The organism is Streptomyces sp. NPDC051211 (assembly GCF_040689505.1).
In the GTDB taxonomy this organism is placed as follows: Bacteria; Actinomycetota; Actinomycetes; order Streptomycetales; family Streptomycetaceae; genus Streptomyces.
Genome location: NZ_JBFBAV010000005.1, coordinates 58,681 through 74,955, shown reverse-complemented (window position 1 = coordinate 74,955; position 16,275 = coordinate 58,681). Strand labels below are relative to the sequence as shown.

13 protein-coding genes are annotated in these 16,275 nt (G+C 73.2%); 7 read left to right on the top strand and 6 right to left on the bottom strand.

What is annotated here, in order from left to right:
* The first annotated feature begins 8 nt into the window (after positions 1 to 8).
* The 3 genes from AB0447_RS07785 to AB0447_RS07775 all read left to right on the top strand — a co-directional run bounded on the left by AB0447_RS07785 (position 9) and on the right by AB0447_RS07775 (position 2,520).
* Positions 9 to 1,304, top strand: a complete 1,296-nt coding sequence (locus tag AB0447_RS07785) for a helix-turn-helix domain-containing protein (RefSeq protein WP_366475645.1) — start codon at positions 9 to 11, stop codon at positions 1,302 to 1,304.
* A 141-nt stretch (positions 1,305 to 1,445) separates the two neighbouring features.
* A complete protein-coding gene (locus AB0447_RS07780; protein WP_366475644.1) occupies positions 1,446 to 1,838 on the top strand; it encodes a TOBE domain-containing protein in 393 nt (130 codons plus the stop codon).
* 40 nt (positions 1,839 to 1,878) lie between these two features.
* On the top strand, positions 1,879 to 2,520 hold the full coding sequence (locus AB0447_RS07775) for a methyltransferase domain-containing protein (RefSeq protein ID WP_366475643.1): 642 nt from the start codon (positions 1,879 to 1,881) through the stop codon (positions 2,518 to 2,520).
* Positions 2,521 to 2,540: 20 nt separating this feature from the next.
* On the opposite strand, the gene AB0447_RS07770 is transcribed toward AB0447_RS07775, so the two are convergent.
* Together AB0447_RS07770 and AB0447_RS07765 are read right to left on the bottom strand one after the other, a co-directional pair.
* The gene (locus AB0447_RS07770) at positions 2,541 to 3,476 is read right to left on the bottom strand and encodes a universal stress protein (RefSeq protein ID WP_366475642.1); all 936 of its coding nucleotides are present in this window, start codon (positions 3,474 to 3,476) and stop codon (positions 2,541 to 2,543) included.
* A gap of 93 nt (positions 3,477 to 3,569) precedes the next feature.
* Positions 3,570 to 4,403 (bottom strand): hypothetical protein, encoded by an 834-nt coding sequence (locus AB0447_RS07765; protein WP_366475641.1) that lies wholly within the window; start codon positions 4,401 to 4,403, stop codon positions 3,570 to 3,572.
* A gap of 149 nt (positions 4,404 to 4,552) precedes the next feature.
* On the opposite strand from AB0447_RS07765, the gene AB0447_RS07760 reads away from it, so the two are divergent.
* A complete protein-coding gene (locus AB0447_RS07760; RefSeq protein WP_366475639.1) occupies positions 4,553 to 5,851 on the top strand; it encodes a PP2C family protein-serine/threonine phosphatase in 1,299 nt (432 codons plus the stop codon).
* 73 nt (positions 5,852 to 5,924) lie between these two features.
* Here AB0447_RS07760 and AB0447_RS07755 read toward each other — a convergent pair whose 3' ends face one another.
* Positions 5,925 to 6,875: a serine protease gene (locus tag AB0447_RS07755; RefSeq protein ID WP_366475638.1), complete on the bottom strand. Its 951-nt coding sequence runs from the start codon at positions 6,873 to 6,875 to the stop codon at positions 5,925 to 5,927.
* A gap of 243 nt (positions 6,876 to 7,118) precedes the next feature.
* Between AB0447_RS07755 and AB0447_RS07750 the strand changes: the two genes are divergently transcribed.
* From AB0447_RS07750 to AB0447_RS07740, 3 genes are all read left to right on the top strand, one after another.
* Complete coding sequence (locus tag AB0447_RS07750; RefSeq protein WP_366475637.1) at positions 7,119 to 7,475, top strand: DUF805 domain-containing protein; 357 nt, start codon at positions 7,119 to 7,121, stop codon at positions 7,473 to 7,475.
* A 257-nt stretch (positions 7,476 to 7,732) separates the two neighbouring features.
* On the top strand, positions 7,733 to 9,955 hold the full coding sequence (locus AB0447_RS07745; RefSeq protein WP_366475636.1) for an NADP-dependent isocitrate dehydrogenase: 2,223 nt from the start codon (positions 7,733 to 7,735) through the stop codon (positions 9,953 to 9,955).
* A 181-nt stretch (positions 9,956 to 10,136) separates the two neighbouring features.
* Positions 10,137 to 11,003 (top strand): hypothetical protein, encoded by an 867-nt coding sequence (locus tag AB0447_RS07740; protein ID WP_366475635.1) that lies wholly within the window; start codon positions 10,137 to 10,139, stop codon positions 11,001 to 11,003.
* Between the two features lie 210 nt (positions 11,004 to 11,213).
* Here AB0447_RS07740 and AB0447_RS07735 read toward each other — a convergent pair whose 3' ends face one another.
* The 3 genes from AB0447_RS07735 to AB0447_RS07725 all read right to left on the bottom strand — a co-directional run bounded on the left by AB0447_RS07735 (position 11,214) and on the right by AB0447_RS07725 (position 16,271).
* A complete protein-coding gene (locus tag AB0447_RS07735; protein WP_366475634.1) occupies positions 11,214 to 13,160 on the bottom strand; it encodes an FAD-dependent oxidoreductase in 1,947 nt (648 codons plus the stop codon).
* 164 nt (positions 13,161 to 13,324) lie between these two features.
* Positions 13,325 to 13,759 carry a hypothetical protein gene (locus AB0447_RS07730; RefSeq protein WP_366475633.1) on the bottom strand — a complete coding sequence of 145 codons (435 nt, stop codon included), beginning with the start codon at positions 13,757 to 13,759 and terminating at the stop codon, positions 13,325 to 13,327.
* Positions 13,760 to 13,898: 139 nt separating this feature from the next.
* Positions 13,899 to 16,271: a germacradienol/geosmin synthase gene (locus tag AB0447_RS07725; RefSeq protein ID WP_366475632.1), complete on the bottom strand. Its 2,373-nt coding sequence runs from the start codon at positions 16,269 to 16,271 to the stop codon at positions 13,899 to 13,901.
* Positions 16,272 to 16,275: the final 4 nt, after the last annotated feature.

The window sequence follows — 16,275 nt, the reverse complement described above, 5'->3', positions numbered from 1 at the left end:
ATCGCGGCATGATTCGGTCGGATCCGCCAAGCCCCGAGGCCGGCGTCACGGAGGGGGCCGGCGAGGAGCTGTACGCCCTCGCCGACGCCATCGCCGCCGTCATCGGCGGGTCGGTGGCCATCGAGGACCTGGACGCCCGGGTGCTCGCCTACTCGACGCTCCCGGGACAGCGCATCGACGAACTGCGGCGCCGGGGCATCCTCGGCCGCAGGGTCCCGGCCCAGCCCGGCCCGCAGGCAGACCGGCAGCACCACCAGTACCGGCAGGTGCTGGCCGCCCACGGAGTCGTACGCCTGCCCGCCCTCGCCGGCGACGAGCTGCCGCGCGCCGCCGTCGCCGTCCGCGCGGGAGACCTTCCCCTCGGTACGATCTGGGCGATCGCGGACACCAGGCCGCTCGACGCGGCCGGGGAACAGGCACTGCGGGACGGAGCCACGACCGCGGCCCTGCACATCCTGCGCCTGCGCAGCGCGGCCGCCCTGGAGTTGCACACGCGTGAGCAGGCGCTGCGCGCCGCCCTGGACGCCACGGCTGCGGCGCCGGAGACGGCGTACCGGCTCGGCCTGTCGGCCGGCACCCCGTTCACCCTGCTCGGCTTCGCGCCGGTGGATGCGCCCACGGATGCATCCGTGGGCGCATCGGTGGGTGCATCGGTGGGTGCATCCCCGCAGGCGGGGGCGGTGCTGACCCGCCTCGGCGCCGACCTCGGCCGCCACTGGGCCGCCGTACGTCCCTCCGCCGCGGTCGCCGGCGGCCCCCGGGCCGTCTACACGCTCCTCCCGGACGTCGACCCCGAATCGGCGCGACGGCTCGCCGCGCAGGCACTCGCCGCGGTCGCCCGTCCCCGTGCGGGGCTGCTGCGCGCCGCCGTCGGCCGGCCCACCACGGCCGTGGCGGAACTGCCCGGCCTGCGGGCGGAGGTCGACGACGTGCTACGGGTGACCACCGGCAGTCCCGAGGCCCCCTCGGTCGCCGCCCTGGCCGACGTACACGCCCAGGTCCTGCTCGCGCATCTGGCCGACGAACTCACCCGACGGCCGAGGCTGCGGCATCCGGGCATCGAGGCGATGCTCGAACACGACCGCACCCACCACACCCCCTACGCCGCCACCGTGACGGCCTGGCTGGACGCCGTCGGCAACATCGGCGACGCGGCCCGGCGCCTCCATGTGCACCCCAACACCCTCAAGTACCGCCTGCGCCGCGCACGCGACCTGTTCGGCCTCGAGCTCGACGACCCGGACGTCCGGCTCTCCAGCTGGTTGCAACTGAGGATCGGCAGGAGCGATGCGCACAGGCCGTAGGCCGTAGTGGCGGGCCGATTCCTCCTCCTGGGCCAGTCGGTGCAGGGCCCCCGCGGGAACGGTTCGAAGAGCAGCGCGACCGCCGGGCGGCCGACCGGTTCGCGCACCGGGCCGAGAGCAACAGCACCTAAGGTGACCCGCATGGAGTCGTACACCATCGGTCAGGCGGCGCGGCTGCTCGGCGTGAGCGTCGACACGGCGCGCCGCTGGGCGGACGCGGACCGCTTCCCCACCCGCCGCGAGGGCAACCGCCGGATCGTCGACGGACCCGATCTGGCGGCCTTCTGCGTGGCCGTCGCCCAGGAGGCGGCGGAGGGCGAGGACACGCCCTACACCTCGGCCCGCAACGCCTTCCCCGGCATCGTCACCGCCGTCAAACTCGGCACCGTCGACGCACAGGTCGAGATCCAGGCCGGGCCGCACCGCATCGTGTCCCTGCTGACCCGCGAGGCGGTGGAGGAACTCGGCCTGGAAATCGGCGCGCAGGCCACCGCACGGGTAAAATCCACCAGCGTCTTCATCGACCGGCCCTAGGGAACCGGCGCGGCGGACGCCGGGCCGGGAGGAGACTGCGGTGGACGATCGACCGCGCGTGGTGGAGTCGGCGGCGGAACTGTTCGACGGGATGGGCGCCGAGTACGAGCAGGCCTTCGGGAAGCTGCCCGGCCAGCTCGCCGCCCTGGACTGGCTCACCGCCCGGCTCCCCGACGGGGCGAAGGTACTGGACGTGGGCAGCGGCACCGGCCGCCCCGTCGCCGAGACGCTGGTCCGGGCCGGATACGAGGTCACCGGCCTCGACGTGTCCGCGGCCATGGTCGAACTCGCCCGGTCACAGGTGCCCGGCGCCCGGTTCGAACAGGGGGACGTACGCGACTACCGTGCGCGGGCCGGCAGCTTCGACGCGGTGTGCGCCTTCTTCCCGCTGCTGGTGATGGGCCGGGACGAGGTCGGCGAGGCGCTGGAGCGGATGACCGGATGGCTGGCCCCCGGCGGCTACTTCGTGATGGCCACCGTGCCCGCCGACGTGGCCGACGTGGAGGTCGAGTGGATGGGCCGGCGGGTCCGGGTCTCCAGCTACTCCACCGAGGAGTACCTGCGCCGGCTCCGGGAGGACTGCGGGCTGGAGGTGCTCCACCACTCCACCTCCACCTTCCAGCCCGACAGCGAACTCGCCGGCCCCGAGGACCACCTGTTCTGCTACGCCCGCCGGCCGTAGGGGCTGTCCGGCAAGCCCGTCTACCCGGCCGGGACCACCGCGACCGGGCACGACGCGTGCAGCAGTGCCGCGTTGGCGACGGAGCCCATCAGCAGGGAGTCCGCGTGCCGCCGGCGGCGGTGGCGGCCGACGACCAGCAGGTCGGCCGTCTCCGACTGGGCGACCAGCTGGCCGGCCGCGTCACCGGGCCCGACCAGGCTGTCCGTACGGACCGCCGGGTAGGTGCCGGTGAAGGGTGCCAGCCGCTCCTGCTGGGCCCGTTCGATCTCCCGGAGCAGGGGCGCCACGTCCTCGTCCGGGACGGCCGGCATCGGTACGCCGATCAGCGGCAGCGGCGAGACCGGATCGTGGAAGGCCGTCATCGCGAGCAGGCGGGCGCCGAGGGCGTCGGCCTGCTCGAACGCGAACTCGATGGCCCGGTCGTCGGTCTCGGACGGGTTCACGCCGAGCACCACCACCCGGCCCGCCGACCCCTCGGCGGTGTCGTCCCGTCCGCCCGCGCCGCGCGCCGAGTGCGGGACGACCACCACCGGGCAGGGCGCCGTCGTCGCGCAGGCCCGGCTGGTCGAGCCGAGCAGCAGGCTGGCGAACCCGCCGCGGCCGCGCGACCCGAGCACCAGCATCCGGGCCTGCTCCGCCTGCTTGTTGAGCGCCTGCGGTACGGCCCCCTCGAGGGAGGCGTACCGGATCGGGGGGAGTCCCTCCCGTCCCTCCAGCGAGGTACGGACGTACGCCGCGATCGGGTCCGGGGCCTCCCCGCCCGGGCCCGGCTCGCCGAGCACCGCCTCGCGGCGGGCCTGCCACAACTGCGCGTGATCGGGCACCACATGCGCGACCACGACCTCGGCGCCGGCCGCACGCCCGGCCAGGAGCGCCCACTCCAGGGCCCGCAGGCTGTGCTCGGAGCCGTCCACGGCCACGAGGATCGGGCCGTCTTCCACACCTTTAGCGATCATTGGTCCAGGATTGCACCGACGGCCGTGGAGCGCGCGCTTCCGACGCCCGGTCACCACCCCGAGGCGGCAGCCGGCAGCGGCGGATCACCCGGATCACCCCACCAGTCGGTGCAGGGCCGAGGTGAAGGCGGTGACGAAGGCGTTCCGGGTGGTCTCGGGGAGGAGGTCGAGGGAGAGGTAGGGGTTGAGGTCCTCCAGCTCGACGAGGAGCAGCTCCCCGGTCGGGGTCCGGCAGGCGTCGACCCGCTGGATGCCGTGCCCGATGGTGTTCCAGTCGATGAACTCCTGTGCGAACCGCAGGTCGTCGGCGGTGGGCCGGTACGGCTCCAGCACCCAGCGCTCCTCCGGGCGCGGCGCGTACAGCGCGTACTGGAACTCGGCGTCGACGAAATAGAAGGACACCTCGTAGCGGAACCGGATGCGCGGCTGGACCAGCAGGGCGCCCGGGGCGGCCTCGCCGAGGGCCGCGGCCAGGGCCTCGTACGGCAGGAAGCGCAGGCCGATGGAGTCCGCGCCGAGCTTGGGCTTGACCGCGTACTCCGGCGACTCCGGCAGCAGGGGCAGGTCCTCGGCCCGGTCGACGGTCGGGATGACCGGGAGGCCGGCGGCGGTCAGGTCCGGCAGGTACTGCTTGCCGGCCATGTCGGCGCGGCCGGTGAGCTGGTTGTAGACACGGGTGCCGCGGGCGAGGGCCAGGTCGCGGAACTCGTCGTACCGGTCCTGGTAGTGGAGGACCGGGCCGCTGTTGCGGACCACGACCGCGTCGAAGGAGTCCATCAGGGCGGCCGCGTCCAGGGGATGGCACAGGGCGATGTCGAACTGCTCGCGCAGCCGTGAGGCCAGGAAGATGTCCTCGTCGCAGTAGCGCCGGCCGCGTGCGGGGTAGGCCAGGTCGGTGACGTACAGCAGGCGGGGCTGCGCGGGCATCGGTCCTCTTCTCCGGTGGGGTCCGGCCACGCTATCCGGTGGGCACCGCGCGGCTGGCGCACGGGCCGGGGGCGGGCTGGTGGAATGGCCCCCTCGGCGGGTGCGGTGCGGGGCAGTGCGGTGCGGGTGGACGGCACGGTGGAGGTGTCTTGGCGGGCGAGGGCGAGGGCGCGGACGAGGGCGGAGCGGACCGGGAGTACGGGGCGCTGCGCGCCAGGCTGCGGGCGATGGAGGACGCCGCCGAGCGGATCGGGACCACCCTCGACGAGACGGTCACCTGCCGGGAACTGGCCGGCTTCCTGTTCCGGAACCTGTGCGACGCGGCCGCGGTGGACCTGGCGGTGCCGGTGGACCTGGCCGCCCCGGTGGATCCGGCGGCGGCCGGCGAGGCGGGCGGCGGGCGGCTCCGCCGGGTGGCGGCGGCCGGCCCGCCGGCGCTGCTGGAGGCGCACTCCGAGGCGGGCGGGCCGCCGCCGACGGTCCGCGCCCTGGACGGCGGGCATCCGATCGCCGAGTGGGCGGTGCTGGCCGGCGGCACCGCGGTGCACGTGGTGTCGGTGCCGCTGGTGGCACGGGACGAGGTGTACGGGGCGCTGCTCGCGGTCCGCGCGCGCGGCAGCGGGTTCACCGACCACGAGGCGGCGACGGTGCACTTCGCGGCGCGGCTGGCGGCCGTGCACCTCGGGCACGCGCGGCGAATGGCGTCGACCGAGGAGACCGCGCTCAACCTCCAGCGGGCGCTGGTCGCCGAGCCCGGGCGGCCACACCCGAACCTGGAGATCGCCAGCCGCTACCTGCCGGTGGGGCAGCGGGCGCTGGTCGGCGGGGACTGGTTCGAGACGGTCCGGCTGCACTTCGGGCGCACCCTGCTGGTGGTCGGGGACGTGATGGGGCACGGGCTGGACGCGGCGGTGGACATGAACGCCTACCGTTCGACGCTGCGCGACGTCGCGTCGACGGACCTGGCCCCGCACCGGGTGCTCCGGCAGCTGGACGCGCTGGTGGCCGAGGACGGTGCGCGCCGGCCGGCCACCTGCCTGCTGGTGCGGGTGGATCCGGCGCGACGGGTCGCGATGTTCGCCAGCGCCGGCCATCTGCCGCCCGCGCTCTTCACGTCCGAGGGGGCCGGCAGCCTGCTGGAGGTGCCGGTCGGCCCTCCGCTGGGCACGGGGCTCGGCGGCTACGAGGCGGTCAGCCGCGAGCTCGCGCCGGGGGAGACGCTGCTGCTGTTCACGGACGGCCTGGTGGAACGGCGTGGGGAGGACATCGACGTGTCGCTGGCCCGGCTGGCCGGGCTGCGGCTGCCGCCGGGGGCGACGGTGCCGGAGGTGGTGGACGCGGCGGCCTCGGGCCTGGACGCCCGTCACGCCGAGGACGACGTGGCGGTCCTGGCAGCCCGCATCCGCCCCCGCCCCACCCCCGGCACCAGCCCTTCTCGGCTCGGCTGACCGGCCCGGTCAGCCCCGGCCCGGTCAGCCCCGGGTCCGGCTGTGCACACGGAAGGTCAAGCTCTCGCGGATATCAGGACGCGGTGTCCTTGCGGGCGGCAACTGCCGTGGTTCCGGTGGCCTGTTGGTACAGCCGCCGGACGTCCGCGCCGAAGTAGGGGCTGTAGGAGGTGTCGGGGCTGTTGCCGCCGGTCTGGTAGCCGCCGATGATGCCGATCACCTTGCCGGTGCGGGTGCGCGGGTCGTAGCCGGTGAGGAACGGGCCGCCGCTGGTGCCGCCGGGGTAGCCGGTGCAGTCGATGCGGAGGAAGGAGCCCGGGCTGCCGCGGTCGGTGCTGGTGAAACGGGTGGTGCGGTTGACGCACAGCCGCGGGCGCGCGGCCCGGGCCGGGTGGCCGATCAGGCGGACCGAGGAGTGGCTGTAGCCGGGCTGGGTGACCAGGCGGTTGGCGCCGACCACGTCCTGGAGCCGCCGCCCGTCCGGGCCGGGGCCCACCTGCACGAAGGCGACGTCCAGGGCGGCCGCCCGGGCGGCCCCCTGCTTCCGGTAGCGGGGGTCGATCCAGATCCGCCGGACCGGGAACATGCCGTGCGGCCGGGGCCGGGCGGCGGTGTAGCGGGGGACGAAGGCCACCTGCCGGGTGTCGCTGCCGAGCAGGCAGTGGGCGGCGCTCAGCACCAGGTCGCGGCGCGGGGACACGACGGCGCTGGCGGTGCAGAAGTAGGCGCCGCCGCCCTTCATGGCGAACATCCGGCCGACGACGGGGATCCCGTCGAAGTCCCGGCCCTTGCCGGGCCCGGCGGCCGCCGCCCGGTCCGGCCCGTACCCGGCAGCTGCGGGCTTGCCCGCCGGCCAGGGCTGGACCGGCCGGGCCGAGGCCATCCGCTCCGGGGTCCAGAAGGCGCCGGCCTGGTGGGCGGACCAGACCGGTGCCGCCGCCGCGGCGGAGGCGGATCCGGGAGACGGCCCGGCGGCGGCGGCCGCCACCACCGCCGTGGCGACCAGGGTTCGGAGCAGACGCATGGGGCCAGTCTCGGCCGGGTCCGGCGACGGGGCGGGGCGGCCGCCGCCGGACGGCCGTACGTACTCCCTCCAACGGAGGCCCGCCGCGAGGTCGGCACGTGCCGGGCAGCGCCTCCGGTCGGGCCGCCGCCGCAGTCTTGATCATCGGTCTACGAGAATTGCTTGACCCGCGAGTAACAGGGGCATAAATTCTGGCCGCCTGCTCCACCAGGACGGGCTCGTGGACGTCCTCTGGGGGGACAGATGAAGTACTACCTGCGAGTGCTCAAGCAGTACGCGGTCTTCGGCGGCCGGGCCCGGCGCCAGGACTTCTGGCTGTTCGAGCTGTTCAACACGATCCTCTTCATCCCGCTGATGATCATCGACACCAAGGCGTGGGGCCTGCCCATCCTGACGCTCATCGCCGGACTGGCCCTGTTCCTGCCCGGCCTGGGCGTCACGGTCCGCCGGCTGCACGACACCGGCAAGTCCGGCTGGTGGGCGCTGGTCGGGTTCATCCCGGCCATCGGCGCCATCGTGATCCTCGTCCTGATGGCCGCCGAGGGCGACCCGGAAGAGAACAAGTGGGGCCCCAACCCCAAGTACGCGACCGCGGCCTGAGGCACGTCCCGGCCTGATCCGGCACGGGATCCGCGCCGGTCCGGCACCGGTTTCGCGCCGGTCCGGCACCGGTTTCGCGCCGGTCCCGCACCGGATCGGCGCCGGTCCCGCACCGGATCGGCGCCGGTCCTCGCGCCGCCCTGCGCCGGTCCCGACGGATCCCGTCGGGACCGGCGCTTTCGTTGTCCCGCGCCTGAGATATCTTGATGTCGAGCAATGTTGCAGACGAGAGACGCATACGTGGAGCGGAGCATCCGGTGACTGACTCGACCATCATCTACACCCACACTGACGAGGCCCCGGCCCTCGCGACGCATTCCTTCCTGCCTGTGATCCAGGCATACGCGTCCACCGCCGGTGTGACTGTCGAGACCCGAGACATCTCCCTGGCCGGTCGGATCATCGCGAGCTTCCCGGAGTACCTGGAGGAGGGGCAGCGCATCGCCGACGCCCTGGCCGAGCTCGGTGAGCTGGCCAAGACGCCCAGCGCCAACATCATCAAGCTGCCCAACATCTCGGCGTCCATCCCGCAGCTGAAGGCCGCCGTCGCCGAGCTCCAGGGCCAGGGCTACGCGCTGCCGGACTACCCGGACGACCCGAAGACCGACGAGGAGCGCGAGATCCGCGCCCGCTTCGACAAGGTCAAGGGCTCCGCCGTCAACCCGGTCCTGCGCGAGGGCAACTCCGACCGCCGCGCCCCGGCCTCGGTCAAGAACTACGCCAAGAACCACCCGCACCGCATGGGCGCCTGGACCCCCGAGTCCAAGACCAACGTCGCCACCATGGGTGCCGACGACTTCCGCTCCACCGAGAAGTCCGCGGTCATCGCCGAGGCCGGCTCGCTGCGCATCGAGCACGTCTCCGCCGACGGCACCACCACCGTCCTGCGCGAGTCCGTACCCGTCCTGGCGGGCGAGGTCGTCGACGCGTCCGTCATGCGCGTCGCCGCCCTGCGCACCTTCCTGAGCGAGCAGATCGCCCGCGCCAAGGCCGAGGGCGTCCTCTTCTCCGTGCACCTCAAGGCCACGATGATGAAGGTCTCCGACCCGATCGTCTTCGGTCACGTCGTGCGCGCCTTCTTCCCGAAGACCTTCGCGAAGTACGGCGAGGCGCTCGTCGCCGCCGGCCTGTCCCCGAACGACGGCCTCGGCACCATCCTCAAGGGCCTGGACTCCGTGCCCCACCTGGGCGAGGAGATCAAGGCGTCCTTCGAGGCCGAGCTCGCCGAGGGCCCGGCCCTGGCGATGGTCGACTCCGACAAGGGCATCACCAACCTGCACGTCCCCAGCGACGTCATCGTCGACGCCTCCATGCCGGCGATGATCCGCACCTCCGGCCACATGTGGGGCCCGGACGGCCAGGAGGCCGACACCCTTGCCGTCCTCCCGGACAGCAGCTACTCCGGCGTCTACCAGGTCGTCGTCGACGACTGCCGCGCCCACGGCGCGTTCGACCCGGCCACCATGGGCTCGGTGCCGAACGTCGGCCTGATGGCGCAGAAGGCCGAGGAGTACGGCTCCCACGACAAGACCTTCGAGATCGCCGAGGCGGGAACCGTCCGCCTCGTCGACGCCGCGGGCAACGTGGTCCTGGAGCAGGAAGTCGCCGTCGGCGACATCTTCCGCGCCTGCCAGACCAAGGACCTGCCGATCCAGGACTGGGTCAAGCTCGCCGTCACCCGCGCCCGCGCCACCGGCGTCCCGGCCGTGTTCTGGCTGGACGAGAGCCGCGCGCACGACGCGCAGCTGATCGCCAAGGTCAAGACGTACCTGGCCGAGCACGACACCGACGGCCTGCAGATCGAGATCATGTCCCCGGTCGAGGCCACCGCGTTCTCCCTGGAGCGCATCCGCCGCGGCGAGGACACCATCTCCGTCACCGGCAACGTCCTCCGCGACTACCTGACCGACCTCTTCCCGATCCTGGAGCTGGGCACCAGCGCCAAGATGCTGTCGGTCGTCCCGCTGATGAACGGCGGCGGCCTGTTCGAGACCGGCGCCGGCGGCTCCGCCCCGAAGCACGTCCAGCAGCTGGTCAAGGAGAACTACCTGCGCTGGGACTCGCTCGGCGAGTTCCTCGCGCTGGCCGTCTCCTTCGAGCACCTCGCCACCACCACCGGCAACGCCCGCGCCCAGGTGCTGGCGGACACCCTGGACCGCGCCACCGGCAGCTTCCTCAACGAGGACAAGTCGCCGTCGCGCCGCCTGGGCGGCATCGACAACCGCGGCAGCCACTTCTACCTGTCCCTGTACTGGGCCCAGGAGCTGGCCAAGCAGACCGACGACGCCCAGCTCGCCGAGGCGTTCGCCCCGCTCGCCAAGACCCTGACCGAGCAGGAGGAGACCATCGTGGCCGAGCTGATCGCGGTCCAGGGCTCCCCGGCCGACATCGGCGGCTACTACCAGCCCGACCCGGCCAAGGCCTCGGCGGTCATGCGCCCGTCCGCGACCTTCAACCAGGCCATCGCCTCCCTGGGCTGACCGCCCCGGTAGGACGCAACCACCCCGCCCCGCCCCGGCCGGCACCCGCCCGGCCGGGGCGGAGCTGTTGCCGGGCGGAGCCGTTGCCGGGCGGTGCCGTTGCCCGGCGTTGCGCGAATCCGTGGCCGGGTCGCCCGGCCGTGCGTTAGCGTTCGGCGCGGGATCAGGGGGAGGGACGGGCATGGCACGTCGGAACAACGAGTCCTGCGCGGGCACGGGCTGTGCGGGGGCCGTCCTGCTCGTCGGCTGGGTGATGGTGGGCTACTTCCTCACCCTTCCCACCACGATGAAGCAGCTGCTGGCGGTGCAGACGCCTCCGCAGCAGGTGCAGGGCTTCCTGGAGCACCTGGTCCTGTACGCCATCCCGGTGGCCGCAGCGCTCGCCGTGGCCGCGGCCGCGAGCAAGCAGCGCCCGTTCATCCCGTGGCTGGTCCTGGCCCGCGCCGCACTGGTGCTGGCCGCCGCGTACTTCGCCGCGCGGTGGGCCGACGGCGAGGTCGCCGACGTACCCGCCGACCAGTGGAACATCCGGGCGACGGCCGTGGCCGGTGCCGCCGGACTGGCGGTGCTCGTCCTGCGCAGCGGCTTCCGCGCCTGGGACCAGAAGTACGGCGGCGCCGCCCCCACCCGCGGCGCGGCCCGGTACCGTGCCAGGTTCGGCCACCGCCCGGTCGCCGGCCAGATCTGGCTCGCCGACGTCCCGCTGCGCGAGGACGCCTCCCAGACGCTCCGCCACTACTGCGTGATCACGAGGACCCGGCTCTTCCACGCCGAAGTCCTCCAGATCACCAGCAAGAACAAGGACGGCCGGCGCGACTTCATCCGGCTGCCCAACCACGGCTGGCACGAGAACGACAACACCCCGCACTGGGTGGAATGCGGGCAGCAGCCCCGCCGGGTCTCCTACGGAAAGTTCCTCACGAACCGCCCGCAGGGCCCCTGCCCCCGCGACGCCTGGAAACAACTCCGAACCAGGCAGCCCCACCACCCCGCAAACACCACCCCCACCACGCGCGCCCTGTGGTCCCGCCTCACCAAGCGCCCCTAGGGGGTGTCCGGCGGATCAGGGCCGGGCCCGGCCCGTCTGGCACCGCGGCTTGCCGCGTTGTCGTCGGTCGCCGATGCTCCGCATGGGCTCCCTCCTCCGCCTTGCAATCCACGGCACCAGACGAGCCGGGCTATCCGGCCCTGATCCGCCGGACACCCCCTAGCCGGCCTTCGGATCGGCAGCGCCCCGCGTCCGGCGGGTTCGCGAGGGTCAGTCGGACAGGTGGACTTCCAGGGACGTGCGGATCGCCGACTCCAGGGCGCCCTCGATCCAGGCCGGCTTGACGGAGGTGTGGCAGCCGGCGAAGTGGAGTCGGCCTTCGGGGCGGCGGACGTGCGGGAACAGTTCGGTGTGCTGGCCGGGGAGGAGGACCGAGGCTTCGCCGAACGCGTACGGGTCCCGCATCCACGACTGGGTCTGGCCGACCCCGGTGTAGAAGACCTCGATCCGCTGCCCGTACACGTCCTGCAGGCCGGCCAGGGCCCGCGGGTAGCGCTCGGCGTCGTCGAAGGAGTCCCACTTCAGGGCGTCGTCGGCCCAGCTGTACGAGGCGAGGACCACTCCGCCCCGGCTGCCCTCCACCGGGTGGGACGGCTGGAACATGAAGCGGTTCGGGTTGTCGGTGGTGGAGCCGCCGCCGATCACCTGTGCGGCCTCCGGCTGGTCCCGGGCGACGATCCGGCTGGCCGCGTAGTGCGAACGCTGGGCCTCGGTCACATGGCCCTGGGGTACGGACGGATGGGCGCCCAGCAGGGAGCCGTCGGCAGCCGTGCGGCCCAGCTGGTAGGCGGCGTACAGGCCGGGGCGTACGGCTTCCAGCTCCCGCTTCCACTCGGCCTCGTCGAACTCCCACCAGCGGCGGCTGAATTCGAGCAGCACCTTGGTCGCCGCGTCGTAGTGCAGCTCGGTCACCGCGCGCCGCTTCCCGTACGACAGCGGGGGCGTGACCGGAATGTGCCGCAGGCCGGAGAACGGGACGGTGACGATCGCGATGTCGCCGGTGAAGGTCTGCCGCACCACCCGCCGGTCACCGCGGCCCTCCGACACCGTCTCGACGGTGACCGTCTTCTCCTCCGGGTCCTGCGCGATCCGGGTGACCCGCCGGTCCAGCCGCACCAGGTCCTTCACCCGGGAGTACAGGGCGTCGGCCAAGGTGCCGGTGCCGTCCGGGAGTTCGAAGAACGCGGTGTCCGGACTGATCAGCGCGGAGGAGATGAAGGAGTGCAGGAAGGTGAGGTGCAGCCGGGAGGTGAGGTTCTCCACCGTCCCGATCAGGTCCACCGTCTGCTCGTCGAGCCCGGCCTCGTCGGTGAGGTAGCGGTACATCGACATGTGGCCGTAGCGCTGGATCACCCGGGCCCAGCCCTCGATCAGGGCGCGCCCCTCCTTGCCGTCGATCTCCTTGCGTACGGGCGCGAGGGCGGCCCTGACGATCTGCGCGGCAGGCACGGTCTCGTAGGCGGCCGGTACGCCGAACGAGCGGTTGACGGCACGCGGGTCGCGGGCGTAGTCGGCACGCCGGACCCGGATGCCGTTGACCAGGATCCAGGTGCGGAAGGCGGGCCGGCCGGAGGCGTCCACGTCGACCAGGTGGAACCGGCGGCGCTTGAGGCCGAGGCTGTCGATGAGGCCGGTGACCAGCGGATGGCTGTCGGGGATGCGCATCGCGCCGGCTTCCGCGTACTGCTTGGGGTCGGCGAACGGGGGCGCGGACCGCTCGTGTCCGCCCGCCCGGAAGGTCTTGATCCGGCCGCCGACCCGGTTGGCGTTGGCCTCGATCACGGTCACCGTGTGGCCCGCGGAGCGCAGCAGGTGGGCGGCGGTCAGGCCGGCCGGTCCGGCGCCGACGATGAGCACCTTCTTCCCCGGCCGGCGGTTCCGGGGCAGCCCGGAGCGCAGCAGGATGTCGGAGTAACGGGGCACCAGCGGTTCGTCGTCCTCGTCCCGGACGAGGACGGCACGGGCGACCGACAGGCAGGTCTGCCAGTCGGCGGAGGGTGCGGCCGCGACCGCGGCGGTGGGGGCGGCGGCGGGTGCCGCGGCGGCGACCCCACCGGCCACGGCCAGGGCGCCGGCGCCGGCTCCGGCGAGCAGGGCCCGCCGGGTGGGGGCGCCGGCCGTGGGGGGAGTGGGAGTGGGAGTGGGCTCGGTGATCATGGGCTCACCCTCGGGGCAGCCCGGAGCCCGGCGCGCACCGGACGCGCGTAGACCGTTCAAGATCCACTCCAACGAGCGCCGCTCAAGTCTTCGCTGACGAAGAGGAGTTCGGGGGGCGTGTCGAGCGTCTCCGGCCGGTTTCCGGGCCCGGATCGGAGTACGGATCAGAGGTGGTGGACCCGTTCCTGGTCGAGGGCCAGGGGGAACCGGCCGGCCGCCAGGATGCGCAGGCCCGGGGCGGCGGCGAGCAGCTCGCGGAGCCAGCGACGGGCCTCGGGGGTGAGCCGGTCGGAGCCGTCCAGGACCAGCAGCATGTCCCGTTCGGCGAGGTAGGAGGCGGCGTTGGCGGTGCCGCAGGGCAGGAAGGGCATCCCGGGCACGCAGCCCAGGGCGGCGGTGAGCCGGCGCACCCCGGAGCCGTGCTCCAGGCCGATCACCGCCACCCCGTCGCAGAAGTTCGAGGTGAGCCGCTGCCCGATCTCCCGGACCAGGAGGCTCCGCGGCTCCCGGAACCGTCCGGTGACGGTCACCACCCGCCCTCGGCGGACGGCGGTGAGCAGGACGGACAGCTGTTCGGTGGTGACCGGCAAGGTTGTCATCGGCACGATGCCCCCCATGCATGCGTGTCCACCTGCGGCATCACGGCCATTTCCGGCCGCGTAAAGGACGATTATCCGCCAGTTGGGCAGGATGGCCAGGGGAATGTCGCATTCCGCCGGAAAGCCGTGCGGGTGCCGGTCAGATCTTCGACCACGGTGACCGGTGCGGCGGCCGGGGGAGCGGGCGGAGCTGCGGCCGGAGGGGCGGACCACCCCGCGCCGCCGTGTGCACCGAGTGCACCGAGTGCGCCGAGTGCCCCGAGGGCGCGGTGGAGGCGCCGGGCGCGGCAGTCGACCGGTGCCCGTGGTGCCGGCGCAGGTCCTCCTCCCGGTAGCGGCGGGTGGCGTCGTGCCAGGTGTAGATCCCCGCCATCCACTGCTTCAGCTCCTGCACCCACCGGTCGAGGGCCGCGCGGGCCGCCGCGTCCAGCCCGTGGTCCTCGTACACGACCGGCAGTTCGTGCTCCACCACGTGCTCGAACTGCCGCATCCGCGAGGTCATCAGATCACTGACGACGCCCAGCGCCGCCGGGTAGTCGCAGCCGAAGAAGCTCTCCACCACGACCACCATGTTGTGCAGCTCGCCGTCGTACTCCACGTCCTTCTGGTACGAGTACACGTCGTTCATCAGCGCCGAGTAGTCGAACGCGGAAGCCTCCAGCGACTGCATCGCCGCGCTCTCGTATACCTCCGGCGGTACGACGTCCATGTGCGCCATCCGGGCCAGCGAGGCCGTCATCGGCGAGCCGAAGGTCGCCCGGCGCATCTCCAGGTAGTCCACCGGATCCGGCACCCGGTTCGCCGCCAGGTTGTCCAGCTCCCAAAGCCAGCTGTCCAGGACCGTGTCCATGGCCGCCCGGAACATCTCCCGGCCCCGCGGCGGCATCGGCGCCGCCGTACGCCGCCACAGGTCGGCCAGCCCGCGTTCCAGCACGGTCACCGGCGGCGAGGGGGGCTCGGCCAGGTCCACCGGCATGAAGGACCGCAGCCGATCGGTGGCCGGCTTGGCCCCGCCCAGGCCGCCGACGCGGCCCCAGAGCGCGGGATACATGTCGTCGGCGTACGTACCCCAGCTCAGCCAGGCCGCGCTGATGTCCAGCGCCTCGGGCGAGGCCCCGGGGTCGAGGCCCGCCGAGCACAGCGCGAAGTCGTGGTCGGCGGCCTTCTCCTCCGACCAGAACCCCTCCTCGAACATGCCGATCCGCCGGTTCCACTCGATGAGCCGCTTGCGGGCCCCCTCCAGGTGCGGATTGAGGACGGTCGGGTAGGGGAAGCGGAACTCGGGGATCACCGACGGCCCCACGGGGCGCGGAGTGCGGCCGTACTGCCGCAGCCGCTGCGCGCCGCCGGTGAAACCGAGCAGCGCCTTCAGGTTGGCCGTGGAGACCCCCAGCCCCGAGGGCCCCGGCAGTCCCGGGATCCCGGGCAGTCCCAGGGGCGAGCCGTCGCCACCCCCGCCGCCGTTCATGTACCGGCTGGACCGCAGGTGCCATTCGTGGCCGCCCGACTGCCAGTCCTGCAGCCCCCTCGCATACGTCAGGACGGCCAGCGCCTGCGCCGGGTCCAGGCCCTTCTCCGCGCACATCACAGGGAGTTCGGTGAAGAAGGTGTGCTCGAACTGCTGGAGCCGGGAGGTCAGCAGATTGTTCAGCTGCTCCGCCGCCTCCTGGGTGCCGCAGCCGAAGAACCGCTCCAGCACCAGCACCCCGTTGCTGAGCTCCCCCTCCTGCCGGGTCTCCCGCTCGTACGAGAACAGGTCGTTGCGCAGGTGCACGGCGTCGGCGAAGCAGTCCCGCAGCACCCGCAGCGGCCGCTCCCCGGAGACCGCGGCCGGCACCTCCGCGCCCACCGCGTGCTCGATCAGCCCGGCCGACCAGGGGGCCCCGCCCACCTTGCGGCGCTGCTCCACGTACTCGACCGGGTTGGCGACCCGGCCGATGCTGATGTTGTCGAGTTCCCACAGCGACTCGTTCAGCAGGTGCCGGGTGTTCGCCGAGAACCGCTCGATCCAGTCCGCCGAATGCCCGGGCACGGTCCGCGCCCACAGATCGGCCAGCCCGGCCTCCACCGGGTTACGGGGCTCGGGCCCGGCCGCCGCCCCGGGCGCCGGGGGCATGAACAGCGCCAGGCGGTCCAGCGCCGCCCGGCCGGCCGCCCGGTCGCCGGTCCGCTTGAACTCCTCCAGGAACCAGTCGTCGAAGAAGAACACCCACACGTACCAGTCGGTGACCAGCGAGAGCATCGGCCCGTCGCTTTCCGGATGGGTGTACGCACACAGCAGGGCGTAGTCGTGTGCCTCCAGGTCGGCCTGCTCCCAGATGCCCAATCCCTCCAGCATCCCCATCGACCGGGCCCACTCCGGCGCCTGGGCCCGGGCCTGCGCGAGGTGGGGATTGAGCCGCGCGGGGTGCGGGACGTAGAACTCCGGCAGCGTGAAGGGCTGCGCGGGCGTGCGCTGTGCGGGCGTGCGCTGTGCAGGTGTGGGCTGTGCGGGCGTGGGCTGCGTGCTCATCCCC

What these genes read in the sequence shown, in the direction of transcription:
- AB0447_RS07725 (WP_366475632.1), bottom strand. Translation starts at nt 16,271, where the DNA reads ATGAGCACGCAGCCCACGCCCGCACAGCCCACACCTGCACAGCGCACG.
- AB0447_RS07785 (WP_366475645.1), top strand. Translation starts at nt 9, where the DNA reads ATGATTCGGTCGGATCCGCCAAGCCCCGAGGCCGGCGTCACGGAGGGG.
- AB0447_RS07770 (WP_366475642.1), bottom strand. Translation starts at nt 3,476, where the DNA reads ATGATCGCTAAAGGTGTGGAAGACGGCCCGATCCTCGTGGCCGTGGAC.
- AB0447_RS07730 (WP_366475633.1), bottom strand. Translation starts at nt 13,759, where the DNA reads ATGACAACCTTGCCGGTCACCACCGAACAGCTGTCCGTCCTGCTCACC.
- AB0447_RS07755 (WP_366475638.1), bottom strand. Translation starts at nt 6,875, where the DNA reads ATGCGTCTGCTCCGAACCCTGGTCGCCACGGCGGTGGTGGCGGCCGCC.
- AB0447_RS07780 (WP_366475644.1), top strand. Translation starts at nt 1,446, where the DNA reads ATGGAGTCGTACACCATCGGTCAGGCGGCGCGGCTGCTCGGCGTGAGC.
- AB0447_RS07740 (WP_366475635.1), top strand. Translation starts at nt 10,137, where the DNA reads ATGGCACGTCGGAACAACGAGTCCTGCGCGGGCACGGGCTGTGCGGGG.
- AB0447_RS07735 (WP_366475634.1), bottom strand. Translation starts at nt 13,160, where the DNA reads ATGATCACCGAGCCCACTCCCACTCCCACTCCCCCCACGGCCGGCGCC.
- AB0447_RS07750 (WP_366475637.1), top strand. Translation starts at nt 7,119, where the DNA reads ATGAAGTACTACCTGCGAGTGCTCAAGCAGTACGCGGTCTTCGGCGGC.
- AB0447_RS07765 (WP_366475641.1), bottom strand. Translation starts at nt 4,403, where the DNA reads ATGCCCGCGCAGCCCCGCCTGCTGTACGTCACCGACCTGGCCTACCCC.